At 69.3% G+C, this 14,526-nt stretch carries 9 protein-coding genes; 7 read left to right on the plus strand and 2 right to left on the minus strand.

Translation table 11 applies throughout. The features are described 5' to 3' along the window. Positions 1 to 65: 65 nt before the first annotated feature. The 7 genes from ACWEIJ_RS00400 to ACWEIJ_RS00430 all read left to right on the plus strand — a co-directional run bounded on the left by ACWEIJ_RS00400 (position 66) and on the right by ACWEIJ_RS00430 (position 10,501). Complete coding sequence (locus tag ACWEIJ_RS00400) at positions 66 to 1,802, plus strand: DUF4153 domain-containing protein (RefSeq protein ID WP_449835054.1); 1,737 nt, start codon at positions 66 to 68, stop codon at positions 1,800 to 1,802. 101 nt (positions 1,803 to 1,903) lie between these two features. Beyond that, positions 1,904 to 5,641: a Pls/PosA family non-ribosomal peptide synthetase gene (locus ACWEIJ_RS00405; RefSeq protein WP_449835055.1), complete on the plus strand. Its 3,738-nt coding sequence runs from the start codon at positions 1,904 to 1,906 to the stop codon at positions 5,639 to 5,641. Next, positions 5,638 to 6,834 (plus strand): M1 family metallopeptidase, encoded by a 1,197-nt coding sequence (locus ACWEIJ_RS00410; RefSeq protein WP_449835056.1) that lies wholly within the window; start codon positions 5,638 to 5,640, stop codon positions 6,832 to 6,834. The genes ACWEIJ_RS00405 and ACWEIJ_RS00410 overlap by 4 nt, the downstream gene beginning before the upstream one ends. A 146-nt stretch (positions 6,835 to 6,980) precedes the next feature. Next, the gene (locus ACWEIJ_RS00415) at positions 6,981 to 8,060 is read left to right on the plus strand and encodes a mechanosensitive ion channel family protein (protein WP_449835057.1); all 1,080 of its coding nucleotides are present in this window, start codon (positions 6,981 to 6,983) and stop codon (positions 8,058 to 8,060) included. A gap of 41 nt (positions 8,061 to 8,101) precedes the next feature. Next, positions 8,102 to 8,782: an alpha/beta fold hydrolase gene (locus ACWEIJ_RS00420; protein ID WP_449835058.1), complete on the plus strand. Its 681-nt coding sequence runs from the start codon at positions 8,102 to 8,104 to the stop codon at positions 8,780 to 8,782. Then, positions 8,779 to 10,125, plus strand: a complete 1,347-nt coding sequence (locus ACWEIJ_RS00425) for an MFS transporter (protein WP_449835059.1) — start codon at positions 8,779 to 8,781, stop codon at positions 10,123 to 10,125. Before ACWEIJ_RS00420 ends, ACWEIJ_RS00425 begins: the two co-directional genes overlap by 4 nt. A gap of 4 nt (positions 10,126 to 10,129) precedes the next feature. Then, positions 10,130 to 10,501, plus strand: coding sequence for a hypothetical protein (locus ACWEIJ_RS00430; protein ID WP_449835060.1), 372 nt, complete (start codon positions 10,130 to 10,132; stop codon positions 10,499 to 10,501). A 50-nt stretch (positions 10,502 to 10,551) separates the two neighbouring features. Here the strand turns inward: ACWEIJ_RS00430 and ACWEIJ_RS00435 are convergent, their stop codons facing one another. Then, complete coding sequence (locus ACWEIJ_RS00435; RefSeq protein WP_449835061.1) at positions 10,552 to 13,785, minus strand: S8 family serine peptidase; 3,234 nt, start codon at positions 13,783 to 13,785, stop codon at positions 10,552 to 10,554. 247 nt (positions 13,786 to 14,032) lie between these two features. Beyond that, positions 14,033 to 14,512, minus strand: coding sequence for a hypothetical protein (locus tag ACWEIJ_RS00440; protein ID WP_449835062.1), 480 nt, complete (start codon positions 14,510 to 14,512; stop codon positions 14,033 to 14,035). Between the last annotated feature and the right edge of the window lie 14 nt (positions 14,513 to 14,526).

Raw genomic sequence — 14,526 nt, forward strand, 5'->3', positions numbered from 1 at the left:
TCGTGTTCGCACCGCGCGGCGGTGTGACGGTGAAGCGCGCCCTTTTTCGGGCTTGGGAGAGAGAAATGTCTGACTCTGACTCTGACTCGGCGAACGCGGCCGGCGACGAGCGTGCTGCTCGGCGGCGGTACCGGAACTTCCGGAGGATCGGGTACCGGCCGGTGGTGGGCTCCGCAGAGCCCGAAGATCGGGAACCTGAAGAGCTGGAACAGCCTGTCGAGAAGGTGGAGGAGCCGAAGAAGGCGGACGAGCCTGAACCGGCAGTCCAGCCCGCTCAGGTCGCCACCGCGACCCTGCCTCCGCCCTCACCCTGGCAGGGTCCGCCCCGCTACCCCACCGCCGGTCCGGTCGTCGTCCCCGCCGCGGGCGTCCCGCTGATGCCCTGGTGGACCCCACCGGCCGACCCGGCCCCGGCGAAGGTCCTCGTCGCCGGTCTCGTCGCGGGCCTGGCCGGAGCGTTCCTCGCCCCGGCGAACAACGGCATCGGCTGGTTCCTGGCGGGCCTGGTCGGTGTCGGCGCCGTCCTCCACTACGCGGGCAAGCCGTCCGTCGAGCGCGCGCTCTGGCTGGCCGGCGCGCTCGCATTCCTCGCGATGGGTTTCCTGCGGGCAGCCGAGTGGATCTTCCCGCTGTGCCTCATGGCCTCCTTCCTGTGCGGGTCGATCGCCATGGCGGGCGGGAAGACCGTGCGCGGGCTGGTCTTCGGCGCGCTCGGTGTCGGGCTCGGCGGCCTGAGGTCGATTCCGTGGGTGGCGAAGGGGCTCAGCAGGCGCGGGCCGATCGGGCTCCGGCCGCTCATCTCGGTCGGGGTGGCGCTGGCGTTGCTGCTGATCTTCGGGTCGCTGCTCGCGGGGGCGGACCAGGGGTTCAGCCACTTCCTCGAAGGCCTGGTGCCGGACCTCGAAGTCGGCGTGTTCGTGCGGATGGCGTTCTTCGGTGGTGTGGCGGCGTTCGGCGCGTTGGGGGCGTGCTACCTCGTGGCGGCGCCCGCGCACATCAACGAGGACGCGCGGAGCAGGCCGGGTGCGTTGCGGGTCAAGGACTACGCGCTGCCGGTGGGTGCGCTCGTGGTGCTGTTCGCCGGGTTCGTGGGGACGCAGCTCGCGGTTCTGTTCGGTGGCGAGAAGTACGTGATGGAGACGGCGGGCGTGACGTTCGCCGAGTACGCGCGGTCCGGTTTCTGGCAGCTGCTGTGGGTCTCGATCCTGGCGCTCGGCGTCATCGCCGGGGTGGCGCACTTCGCGGCGAAGAACACCGCGCGGGAGCAGTTGTGGCTGCGGGTGCTGCTCGGGTCGCTCGCGGTGCTGACGCTGGTGATCGTGGCGAGTGCGTTGAGCCGCATGTGGTTCTACCAGCAGGCGTACGGGTGGACGGTGCTGCGGCTGCTCGTCGCGTCGTGCGAGGTGTGGCTCGCCGTCGTCTACCTGATGGTGATCGCGGGCGGGATCTCGTTGCGCGCCAACTGGTTGCCGAAGGCGATCGTCGGCACCGGGTCGGCGTTCCTGCTCGCGGTGATGGTGATGAACCCCGAACGGGTGGTCGCCGACTACAACGTGTCGCGGTTCGAGACCACGCAGAAGATCGACACGGGGTACCTCGCGACGCTGTCGGAGGACGCGGTGCCCGCGCTCGTCCGGTTGCCCGACCACGAACGCACGTGTGCGTTGCGGTGGTTGAAGAATCGCGACGTCGAGCAGGACTGGCGCGACTTCAACCTGGCGCGGCACAACGCGAAGGCGTCACTCGAAAGTGTTGCGGTGACTGACACCACCTGTGAGTCGGCTTACTCGGGAGACAGGTAGTCCGTTAACCCGAGGTAAAGTGGCTGGTCCACCAGTTTGCCGAGAGGGTGAGAAGTGACGCTGTCGTGACCATTGCGGCCGAACCCGTTGTTCTTCGATCGATGTTCACGGCAGGGGATGCGCCCACCCCGCGCACACTGCTGGACATCTTGCGCGCGAGTGCCGAACAGCACCCGAACGCGCTGGCCGTCGACGACGGCACCACCGCGCTCACGTACCGCGCGCTGATCACCGAAGTGCTGGAACTGTCGGAAAAACTCGCCGCCGAGGGCATCGGGACCGGCGACCGCGTCGGCATCCGCGTGCCGTCCGGAACGGTCGACCTCTACGTCTCGATCCTGGCCACCCTCGCGGCGGGCGCGGCCTACGTGCCCGTCGACTTCGAGGACCCGGACGAGCGCGCGGAGCTCGTTTTCGGTGAGGCACAAGTGAGTGCCGTGCTCGGCGAAGGCCGATCCCTTGTGCTGCACGGCACTCCGCTGGGCCTTCCGGGCGAGCCCGGTCTCGACGACGACGCGTGGATCATCTTCACGTCCGGATCGACCGGCAAGCCCAAGGGCGTCGCCGTGACGCACCGCAACGCCGCCGCGTTCGTGGACGCCGAGGCACGGCTCTTCCTGCAGGACGAGCCGATCGGCCCGGACGACCGCGTGCTGGCCGGGCTCTCCGTCGCGTTCGACGCCTCCTGCGAGGAGATGTGGCTCGCGTGGCGCCACGGCGCCTGCCTGGTGCCCGCACCGCGTTCGTTGGTGCGCACGGGGATGGACCTCGGCCCGTGGCTGGTCGAGCAGGAGATCACGATCGTCTCCACGGTTCCGACGCTGGCCGCGCTGTGGCCGGTCGAAGCGCTGGACGACATCCGGCTGCTGATCTTCGGCGGCGAGGCCTGCCCACCGGAGCTGGCCGAACGGCTCGCCGTCGACGGCCGCGAGGTCTGGAACACCTACGGCCCAACGGAAGCGACCGTTGTCGCCACGGCTGCGCAGCTGACCGGCACCGGCCCGGTGCGCATCGGTCTGCCGTTGAACGGCTGGGAGCTCGCCGTCGTGGACGCGGTGGGCGAGGTCGTGCCGATGGGCGAGCCCGGCGAACTGGTGATCGGTGGCGTCGGCCTGGCGCGCTACCTCGATCCCGCGAAGGACGCCGAGAAGTACGCGCCGCTGCCGTCGATGGGCTGGGACCGCGCGTACCGCAGCGGTGACGTGGTCCGCGCCGAACCGGAAGGCCTGGTGTTCCTGGGCCGCGCGGACGAGCAGATCAAGCTCGGCGGCCGCCGCATCGAACTGGGCGAGGTCGACGCGGCCCTGCTCGCGCTGGACGGTGTGGCCGGTGCCGCTGCCGCCGTGCGCACGACGCGTGGTGGCAACCAGATCCTCGTCGGCTACGTCGTGGTCGACGGCGAGTTCGACCAGACCGCCGCGGTCGAACGGTTGCGGGGTGAGCTGCCCGCGGCTCTGGTGCCGTTGCTCGCGGTCGTCGACACGCTGCCGACCCGCACGTCCGGCAAGGTCGACCGGGCCGCGCTGCCGTGGCCGCTGGAGTCGATGGACACCGCGGGTGTGGTGTTCTCCGGCCTGGAAGGCTGGCTGGCCGAGCAGTGGGCGGCCGTGCTGGGCTCCGGACCTGCGTCCGAGGACGCGGACTTCTTCGCGTCCGGCGGCAGCTCGCTGTCCGCGGCGCAGCTCGTCTCGCTGGTGCGCACGCGGTACCCGAGCACGTCGGTGTCGGACGTCTACCAGAACACGACGCTGCACAAGCTTGCGCGCCGCCTGGAGTCCTACGGCGCCACGGCCGAGGTGCGCGAGGTCGCGCCGACGCCGCGGCGGACCGGTGTGCTGCAGACGTTGCTGATGATCCCACTGCTGACCATCTCCGGTGCACGATGGGTCGTCGCGCTGACGGCGTTGTCGAACGTGCTGGGCTGGACTTCTGTGTCCTGGTGGTGGGTCGTCGCCGGCTGGGCGGTGTTCATCTCGCCGGTCGGCCGTCTCGCGATCTCGGCCGGTGGCGCCCGTCTGCTGTTGCGCGGCGTGAAGCCGGGCACGTACCCGCGCGGCGGTTCCGTCCACATGCGACTGTGGACCGCCGAGATGCTGGCGCAGATGTCGCGCGCCACCGAGCTTTCCGGCTCGTGGGTCACGCACTACGCACGGGCGCTGGGCGCGAAGATCGGCCCCGGCGTCGACCTGCACTCGCTGCCGCCGGTCACCGGAATGCTGAAGGTGGGCCGCGGCGCCGCCGTCGAACCCGAGGTCGACCTGTCCGGCTGGTGGCTCGACGGCGACCGCCTGGTGCTGGGCCGCATCCGGATCGGCGCGGGGGCGACCGTGGGTGCGCGCTCGACGTTGTTCCCCGGTGCGCGCATCGGCAAGCGGGCCGAGGTCGCACCCGGTTCCGGCGTCGCCGGTTCGGTGCCGACGGGCCAGCGCTGGGCCGGTGTGCCCGCGATCCGCGAGGGCAAGGCCGCGCGCTCGTTCCCGTCGCGCCGCCCGTCCCGGTCGTACTTCTGGAACCTCATGTACGGCTTCTCGTCCGGTCTGCTGGGCGCGCTGCCGTTGCTCGCGGCCGCTCCCGCCGTGCTGTACGTGCTGCGGCGGCCCGTGACGCTCGTCTCCGCCCTGTGGGACGTGCCGGTCGCCTCGGCGATCTGGTTCGGCTCGTACGCGCTGCTGGTGCTGGTCTCCGTGCGGTTGCTGGGCATCGGCATGCGCGAGGGCCACTACCCCGTGCACAGCCGCGTCGCGTGGCAGGCGTGGACGACCGAACGCCTCATGAACAACGCGCGCTCGGCCCTGTTCCCGCTGTACGCCTCGCTGTTCACGCCGGTCTGGCTGCGCCTGCTCGGCATGAAGGTCGGCCGCCGCGTCGAAGCGTCCACTGTGGTCGCACTGCCGAAGATGACCCGCGTGGGCGACGGCGCGTTCCTCGCCGACGACACGATGGTCGCGTCCTACGAGCTCGGCGGTGGCTGGCTGCGCATCGCCACGGCCCGCGTGGGCAAGCGCGCGTTCCTGGGCAACTCGGGCATGACCGCACCCGGCCGCACGGTGCCCAAAGGCGGGCTCGTCGGCGTGCTGTCCGCCGCTCCCAAGCGCGCCAAGGCCGGCTCGTCCTACCTGGGCATGCCGCCGATGAAGCTGCCGCGGGCCGCCGAGGTGTCCGACCAGTCGCGCACGTTCGACCCGCCGCGGCACCTGATGTGGGCGCGGGCGCTGGTCGAGCTCTGCCGGTTCGTCCCGGTGATGCTGAACGTCGCCCTGGTCGTGCTCGTGCTGTTCGCCCTTCGCGAGTTCGGCGTGTGGTGGTCCGGTGTCGTGCTGCTGGGCGCCGGCGTCGCGGCCTGCCTGGTCGCCGTGATCGCCAAGTGGGCGCTCGTGGGCCGCTTCAAGGTGCGCGAGTACCCGCTGTGGTCGGCGTTCGTGTGGCGCAACGAGCTGGCGGACACGTTCGTCGAGGTGCTCGCGGTGCCGTGGCTCGTCGGATTCTCCGGCGGCACGCCGATCATGAACCTCTGGCTGCGCGCGCTGGGCGCCTCGGTCGGGCGTGGCGTGTGGTGCGAGTCGTACTGGCTGCCCGAGGCCGACCTGGTGACACTGGGCGTCGGCGCTTCCGTCAACCGCGGCTGCGTCGTCCAAACGCACCTGTTCCACGACCGCATCCTGCGCATGGACCGCGTGGTTCTGGGCAACGGCGCCACTTTGGGCCCGCACGGCATCGTCCTGCCGGGCGCGTCCGTCGGTTCCGACACCACGATCGGACCCGCCTCGCTGGTGATGCGCGGAGAGGATGTACCGTCGGGAACCCGTTGGCTGGGCAACCCGATCTCCGCGTGGACATGAGCTTCTCGGTACATCACTACGCATTAGAGCTTGACTACAAGCCGCACTCCGCACGCCTCTCCGGGCGTGCGGTGCTGCAGGCTTCGTGCGTTTCCCTGTCGTCGTTCTCCTTGTCCTTCGGCCCCTTGCGCGTGTCGAAGGTGCTCGTGAACGGCAAACCCGCCCGCTACACGCACGCCGGTGGCGTGCTGAACATCCGCGCTGCCGTGCGCGGCTCCTTCTCGGTCGAGGTCCGCTACTCCGGGACGCCGGTGCCGGTGTCCACGCCGGAGTGGGGCGACCTCGGCTGGGACGAGCTCACCGACGGTTCGATCGTCGCGTCGCAACCGATCGGCGCGCCGTCGTGGTTCCCGTGCCTGGACGAGCCCTCGTCGAAGGCCTCCTACCTGCTCGACGTGACCGCACCGTCGCCGTACACGGTGGTGTGCAACGGGGTTCTCGTCGACGGCAAGGTGTCCGGCAGCACCACCCGGTGGACCTACTCGATGGCCGCCCCGATGGCCACCTACCTGGCGACCGTCCAGATCGGCCAGTACGTCGAGGCGCTGCCGGGCGTGTGGGCGCCAGCGCGGCTGCGTCGGGCCGTGGCGCACGACTTCGCCCGGCAGAACCAGATGATCTCGCTGTTCTCGTCTTTGTTCGGCCCCTACCCGTTCGCCCGCTACTCGGTCGTGGTGACCGACGACGAGCTGGACGTCCCGGTCGAGGCCCAGGGGCTGTCGACGTTCGGCGCCAACCACGTCGACGGCCGCCGGGGTTCCGAACGGCTGGTGGCGCACGAGCTGGCGCACCAGTGGTTCGGCAACTCCGTCGGCATCGCGTCGTGGGAGCACATCTGGCTCAACGAGGGCTTCGCGTGCTACTCGGAGTGGCTGTGGTCGGAGGCTTCCGGTGGCCGTTCCGCCGACGCCTGTGCCGCCGCGGCACGGGACCTGCTGACGCGGCTGCCGCAGGACCTGGTGATCGGCCGGCCCGGGCGGGCCGACTGGTTCGACGACCGGGTCTACAAGCGCGGGGCGTTGACCGTGCACACGTTGCGTCGCGCGATGGGTGACGATTCGTTCTTCGCGCTGCTGCGGGAGTGGTGTGCGCGGAACCGGCACGGTGTGGTGACCACAGAGGACTTCCTGTCGCTGGCGGGGCACCGCGATCTGCTCACGCGTTGGCTGTTCGAGCCCGCGCTGCCGCTCTGAGCTGCCAACACCTCACTTCTGGTGGCCGTAGTCCTCGAACTCGTAGTACCCCCTTCGCCGTTCGCAGGCCCGTTTCGTGAGCGGGCTCATGGTGTTCCGCTCCCCAGACGCCGGGTATCCGAACCCGTTACGGGAGGAGGAACAACGTGCTGTTCGTGGTGCTCGGCTGCTCGATCGCCTTCGCACTCCTGGCGGTCGAAGTGGTTCACCGCCTGGTCCGCCGCTTCACCCACAGCGGCAGGATGTACCGGCCCGGCCAGCTGTTCGGGGCGTTGCTGGCCACGCAGATAAGCCTCAGCGTCTACCCGATGGACGCCCCGATCACCCTGCACGTGCTGGGCATCGCGCTGATCCTGGCCGGGGCGTGGCTGTTGTCGGCGTTCATCAGCACCCTGGTGGACATCTCGCTGTCGCGGATCCGCACGGACGTCACGGACAACCGGCACGCGCGGCGGGTCCACACGCAGATCACGCTGGTCAGGCGGCTGGTGCTGGTGGTCATCGGGGTGCTGGCGGTCGGCGCGATCCTGATGACGTTCCCCGGTGCGCGGGCGGTCGGATCGACCGTGCTGGCGTCCGCGGCGGTCATCGGTGCGGTGGCGGCGTTCTCCGCGCAGTCGTTGCTGGGCAACCTGATCTCGGGACTGCAGATCGCGTTCAGCGACGCGGTGCGGTTGGACGACGTCGTGGTGGTCGAAGGTGAGTGGGGGCGTGTCGAGGACATCACGCTGACGTACGTCGTGCTGCACCTGTGGGACGACCGGCGGCTCGTGCTGCCCACCTCGTACTTCCTCAAGACTCCCTTCGAGAACTGGACGCGCACGCAGTCGGCGTTGCTGGGGGCCGTGGAGCTCGATCTGGACTGGACCGTGCCGGTGGAGGCCATGCGGCAGGAGATGCGGTCCATGTTGGAGGGCAACGACCTGTGGGACGGACGGGTGTCCGTGTTGCAGGTGACGGCCGCCACGCAGGGTTTCGTACGGCTCAGGGCGCTGGTCAGCGCGGCCGACGCCGGGAAGTTGTGGGACCTGCGGTGCCTGGTCCGCGAACATCTGGTGGACTGGCTGCAGCGGCACCACAACAGCGCGTTGCCGCAGGTCAGGACGCGGGCCGTCACGGGGACCAAGAGGCTGCAGCCCACCAGCGACCAGCACACGGACGCGCGGGTGTTCGGTGAGAGCGTGGACGGGGCGCAGCGGGAGCAAGCGTTTGCGGGGCCCAGGTAGAACGCTCCTCGACGCTTGCGTCGATCCGTACGGTCGATGACATGAACGTGATCGTGCACGGCGGACAGAACGTCGCGGCGGACTGGGACCAGGTCAAGGCGCTGCTGGAACCCGCTGAGGTACCCCAACGGCGCGGACGCGGCGGGGTCCCGCTGCCCGGCGACTACAGCCTGCGCACCGAGGTCGAGGACCTGCACGAGGTCCTGGACCGGCACACGAGCCCGACGCTCATCGGGCACAGCTACGGCGGGCTCATCGCCCTGCTGACGGCCCAGGAGCGGGACGACCTCACGGCGCTCGTGCTGTACGACCCGCCGTTGCGCCTGGACAGCGCCGCGATCGAGAGGTTCGGGCAGGCCCTGCGCGCCGGCGACCGGGACCGGGCGCTGGAGATCATCGTCACCGAGATCTCCGGCGAGCACCCGTTCCGCGACACGAACCCGCAGCGGTGGAGCGAGGCGCAGGACCTGCTCGACACGACGTTCGAGGAGCTCAAGGAGATCGACGCCTACCGCTACCAGCCGCCGAATCTGCGGGTCCCGGTCACGGTCATCGTGGGCGAGCGCACCGACCACATCTTCGGGCCTGCTGCGCGGGAGCTCGTGCGGGACACCGGCGGCACGTTCGTCACGCTCAGGGGCGAGGGGCACGTGGCGCACCGGACGAATCCGGAACTTCTGGCCGCGACGATCCGTGAGGCATCCACGACACTGACTGCATGAGAACCGGGGATCAGGTAGTCCAGAGCCTGCCGTGGCGGTGGCGCGCGCAGGGCACCATCTTCGTCATCGGCGGGCTCGGGTTCCTGTTCGACGCGTGGGACGTCACGCTCAACGCGTTCCTGATTCCGCTGGTCAGCGCCGAGTGGGGGTTGAGCCTCGGCGCACGCGGGTGGGTCGGCACGGCGAACCTGATCGGCATGGCCGTGGGGGCGTTCGCGTGGGGTGCGATCGCGGACACCATCGGGCGCAAGAAGGCGTTCAGCCTGACGATCCTGATGTTCTCGGTCTTCACCGTGGCCGGCGCCGCGTCGCAGGACTTCGTGACGTTCTGCGCGTTCCGGTTCCTCGCCGGAGTGGGGCTGGGCGGGTGCATTCCGGTGGACTTCGCGCTGGTCGGCGAGTTCACGCCGGCCAGGGTTCGCGGCCGGGTGCTGGCGGCGATGGACGGGTTCTGGCCGCTGGGGGCCACGCTGTGCGGGCTCACCGCGGCCTACCTCTCCGGCCTGGGCAGCTGGCGGCTTCTCATGCTCACGATGGTGCTGCCCGCGTTGCTGCTGTTCTGGGTGCGGCGCGGCATCCCGGAGTCGCCGATGTTCCTGGTCGCCAAGGGCCGTCCGGACGAGGCCAAGAAGGTCGTCGACGACCTGGTCGCGAAGACCGGGGAGCCGCCGCAGCAGTGGCGCCTCCCCGAACCGCAGCAGGTGCAACGCCTCTCCCCCAGTGCCATGTTCACGCAGCTCAAGGACATCTGGCGGTTCGACCCGCGGCGCACCGGCGCGATGTGGCTGATGTTCCTCGCGGTGTTCCTGCTGTACTACGGGGCCGTCACGTGGTTGCCGAGCATCCTCAAGGCGCAGGGGTACGGCACGTACGCGGCGTTCATGGTCACGACGGGGACCGTGGCGGTGGGTGTCGTCGCCGCGTTGATCAGCGCCTGGCTCGTGGACGTGTTCGGCCGCAAGTGGGTCATCGCGGTGACCGCGCCCCTCGCGTCGGTCGCCCTGGTCATGTTCGCGGTGCAGATCAACGTGGACACGGCCGCGAAGGCGTGGATCACGCTCTACGGGATGCTGATCCAGATCGCGATCCCCGCGCTGTACGCGTTCGCGCCCGAGCTCTACCCGACGCGCCTGCGGGCCAGCGGGTTCGGCTGGGCCTCGACGATCAGCCGGATCGGGGCCGGGTTCGTGCCGGTGCTGCTCGGCGCGATCCTCTGGCCGCGGCTGGGGCTGCCGGTGACGTTCGCGGTGATCGGGGTCGTGGTGGTCGGCGGGGTGGTCATGATGATGCTCACCGTGCCGGAGACGAAGATGCAACCGCTCGCCGAGGCCGTTCCGTCCTAGGCGCATGAGAAGACCGCTCGCCGTCGCGTTCTGCGCGCTGGCTCTCGGCAGCTGTGGTACGAACGGAACCCCAACCGTGCCGTACGCGGAGGTTCCGGCCGTGGCTTCAGCAAAACCGGACAGGCTCCGGATCGAGCAGGCGAAACGCGACGGCCACCTCACCGTGCCACTGATGATCTCCGTGCAGCCGGGACGTGACGAGGAGGTCGCGCGGGCACTGACGAAGCTGGGCGCGACCGTCGAGTCGCGGGATCCCAGGATCGGCTACCTGCGGGCCGAGATGCCGGTGGACAAGGTGGAGGACGCGTACCTCATCGCTGGCGTGTCCAAAGTGGACCTGGACGAGCCGTTGAGCAACAAGCTCCCTGAACCGTAGAAAGCCCCGGGATCACGTGGACCCCGGGGCTTTCTACGTTCTTGCCGGGACTAGCTGACGGACTGGATGATCACAGCGCCGTTGCCGACGGTGTTCTCGTCCGACGTGCGCACCTCGAACTCACCGCGCAGCACGCGGCCCGCACCCGGATCGCCGAGCGGCGTGATGACGCCCGCGACGTTCCAGGCCGCACCGGCGGCGCGGTCGGCGTTGCTGTCGGTCGCGCTCAGCGTGCCGAGACCGGGAGCGACGAACGCGTCGAAGTAGTCGTACTCCGTGGTGCCCTGAGGCACCGCGAAACCGTCGATCTGGACGCGCCACAGGCCGGCGGCCGGGTTGGCCACCGTCGCGGACTCCTCGGAGTCACCGTCAGCCGACTGACCTGCGACCACGCACGTGCCGGACGTGCAGTTGAGCAGGAACAGGTCGAGGTCGGCGGCCTGGTCGGACGGGTTGCCGATCGTGGCGGTGAGCCGCGACGCGCCCGGCTTGACCTGGATGTCGAAGAACTTGGTCTCCAGGTTCGCGATCTTCGGACGGGCCGTCACGGCGCTGCCGACCGAACCGGCCACGAGCCGGCCGTTGAACGAGGCCTGCGTGTTCGTGACGGTGTAGTTGCGGTTCAGCGGGGTGTTCAGCGCCGCGGACGCGATGACGTCCGGGTTCGGGCTGATCGCCGTGCCGAGCACGGACGCGGTCACCGAGTACGGCGCCTCGTCGGCGTCGGAGGTGCGGCGCGCCTCGATCACGATCTCCCACACACCGGCCATCGGGCTGGTCAGCGTGCGGCTGGTGGGCGTGCCACCGGCACAACCGGCACCGGCGTCCGGGTTGTAGCAGCTGGTCGAGGCGTTGGAGTCGAAGCCGACGCCCTGCGGGGTGAAGCGCAGGAAGCGGACCTGGCCCTTGCCGGCCTCACCACCGGCGGTCATGTCGACCTTCAGCGCGGTCGTGCCCTTCGGCACGTTCACGAAGAGGCTGGTCGACTGGTTGCGCGCGATCGTGCCCGACTTGGTGACCGAGAACTGGTTGGCGGCGCTGAACTTCTCCGCCGCGAACACGGTGTTCAGGGTCTGCGAGTCGATGCCGGGCGTCTCCGGGTTGTCGATCTGCAGGATGGCGCTGTGCACGCCGGCGGTCTTGGGCTTGACCCGAACCGTGAACTCCACCGGGGTGTTCAGCGGCAGGTTGACGGTCCGGTCCGACTTGAACGTGCCGTCGTTGCCCTTCCACGTCACGTTGTGGGTGTCGTGGTCGTCGCCCGAGGTGCGGGTCAGCGTGTAGGTGCGGGTGTACTCCTGGCCCACGGACACGCCTTCGCGGTCGTGGATGCCGACACCGGTGTTCGGGGTGGCCAGCAGTCCACTGAGGACGGTGTTGACCTGGACCGACGTCTTGATCTGGTTGGGCTCGGAGTGCTTGTCCAGCAACGACCACGCGGCGTTGGTGTTGAACAGACCGGCACCCTGCTCGTACGCGCCGAGACCGCTGATGAAGTTGGCGCTGCGCTGGATCGCGTAGCGCAGCTCGGCGCTCGTCGGCTTGCGGCCGTTGTGCTCGGCCTTGAACGCGCTCACGAGCAGCGCGGCGGCACCGGTCGCCTGCGGGGCGGCCATCGAGGTGCCGTTGAACATCGAGTAACCGGGCGGGAGGGCGTAGGTGCCCGCCACCGGGCCACCCGGCTGCCAGCGCGGCGTGGTGGAGATGGCCGAACCCGGCGCGACGATGTTCGGCTTGAAGCCGCCGTCCTCACGCGGGCCGCGCGACGAGAAGCCGTGCAGGCCCTGCTTCTGCGCGGTCGTCGAACCGTAGTTGGAGAGCCAGGTCTGGCTGGTGATGTACGAGCCGACGCTCACCGCGTCCGTGGCGACCGACGGGTCACCGACGGTGTTGGCGCCCGCACCCGAGTTGCCCGCCGAGATGAACAGCTGGACGTTGTACTCGTTGATCGTGCGGTTGTAGAGCTCCGCGCGGGCGTTGTTGCCGTCGTTGAGCGCGGGCAGGCCACCGATGGAGATGTTCACGACGTCGGCGCCGTTGCGCGCGGCGTAGAGGACACCGTCGATGAGGCCGGAGCTGGTGCAGGCCGACGAGGTGAGGCAGGCCTTGACGGCCATCAGCTTCGCACCGGGGGCGGCACCGGCCATCTTGCCGTCGAACAGCTTGTTCGCGGCGGTGATACCGGCGACGTGGGTGCCGTGCGCGGCGCCCGCGATGCCCAGGTTGACGTACGGCGTGCCCTGGTTGTCGTAGATCGAGCGGTCGGTCTGCACGACGAACGCCATCCGCTCGACCACGGCGGTCGCGGGGTTGTCGGTGCCGAAGAAACCGAAGTCCTGCTTGACCTTGTAGTCGAGCATCCGCTTGTTGTTGGTGAAGTCGCCGTCACCGTCGGTGTCGACGAAGACTTCCTTCGTCGTGATGTCCTGCAGCACACCGAACGCGTCAGTGCGGTCGCCGTCGCGGTTGATGTCACCGCCGGTCTCGCTGCCGGCCTGGCCGAGGTCCTGCGCGGTCTCGCGGAAGAGACCGAACGAGTAGGGGCCACCGGTCGACGGCGCGGTCCACTCGCGGCCGCCGTTGGTGAACTTGCCGACGGTGCCGGTCTTGGTCATGGGGACCCAAGTGCCGTCACCGGAGTTCGTGGCGTTCGCGTTGTACCAGTCGATGATCTTGCGCTCACCGGTGGTGGTCGTCTGCAGCGCAGGCGTGTCCAGGTCGACACCGGAGTCGATGATGGCGATCGTCGTGCCCCGGCCGTCCCACTTCGGGTGCGCGGTGGCGAACTGCGCCGCCTGCGTGTCCTGCGTCGGCATGTACGGGTTGGTGCGCGGCGTCGACGAGCTCGGCGGCGTCTGCGGAGCCGGCTGCTCGGAACCGTCCGGGCGCGGGTCGTCGAGCTGGATGAGACCGTCGACGTCCACGGTGCTGACGGACTTCAGCTTGGCCGCCTTCTCCGCGTTCTCGCGCGGGATGGTGACCTTGACGTAGTCGACGTCCTTCTCGGTCTTCTGGACCGTGGCACCGAGCGCCTTCAGTTCGCTGACGGCGGCGTCGGTCTTGCCGTTCTCGGCGGCGACCAGCAGGTCGACGGTCGGCTTGCCCTCACGGGCAGCCTGGTCGACGAGCTCGCGGTCGTGCTTGTCCAGCTGCTTGTCGGCGGCCGGCTTGTCCTGCTGCGCGGCGTTCTGCGCGATAACGGGGGTGGCGGCGAAGCCGAGCCCGGCAGTGCCCAGCACCGCGGTCAGCAAGACCGTTCCGGTGCGGCGTCTCCAGTTCTTCACGGCGCATGTGCCCTTCGTGGGGTAAAGAGTGCTCCGAAGCACATCTCTTCGCCTCGTGAGGGGCAATAGTCTTCCCGGGCTATTTCTCAGATCCACATTGGACTGTTCAGCGGCTTGTCCGGGCGCGCTTTCAGTGCTGCGCGTTCGATTTCCCTCGTGGAACGAGCAGTTGCCCTCCAGTCAAGAGCTGAAGGAGGGGAATGTCAAGGGGTGCGTCAACGGTGAATGGGATTGGCGTGTAACAGGATCACGAGTTTGCGCGATGTCTTGAGCGCAGTCGCGACCACAGCCGTCCCAGGACGCCCTGGCCGGTCGTGAGCACTTTCTGCTGTGCGCCACAGGCCGCGCAGTTCGCGCGATGGTGCCGCAATGCAATTTGCAACTCGGCCACCTGACGTCTCGTGCGTTCGGGCACGACGTCCTTTTTGATCGAGAGCAGACTCAGCTCGGTCAACGTCTCCTTGCCGTGCCGCAACCTGACAATCGGCGCGATGGTGTGGAAGAAGATCAGGTTGCGGCGGCGGTGGGGTTCGACCGCCTGGACGTCACACCACTGAATGGTCGTCTGCCGGTCGAGACTGTTCGACGCAATGCCTTCCGCCGTCAGCTTCGTGCCCATGCGGAAGCTGCGCCACGCCACCGTGCCGCCCATCAGGAACCACAGGCCGCCGAAGAAGTAGGCGTACCACGGGCCGTCCGCCATCGCGATCGGCCCGCCGGCGGCCACTGCCCCGCCGAGCC

It is taken from the genome of Lentzea sp. NPDC004789 (assembly GCF_053601075.1).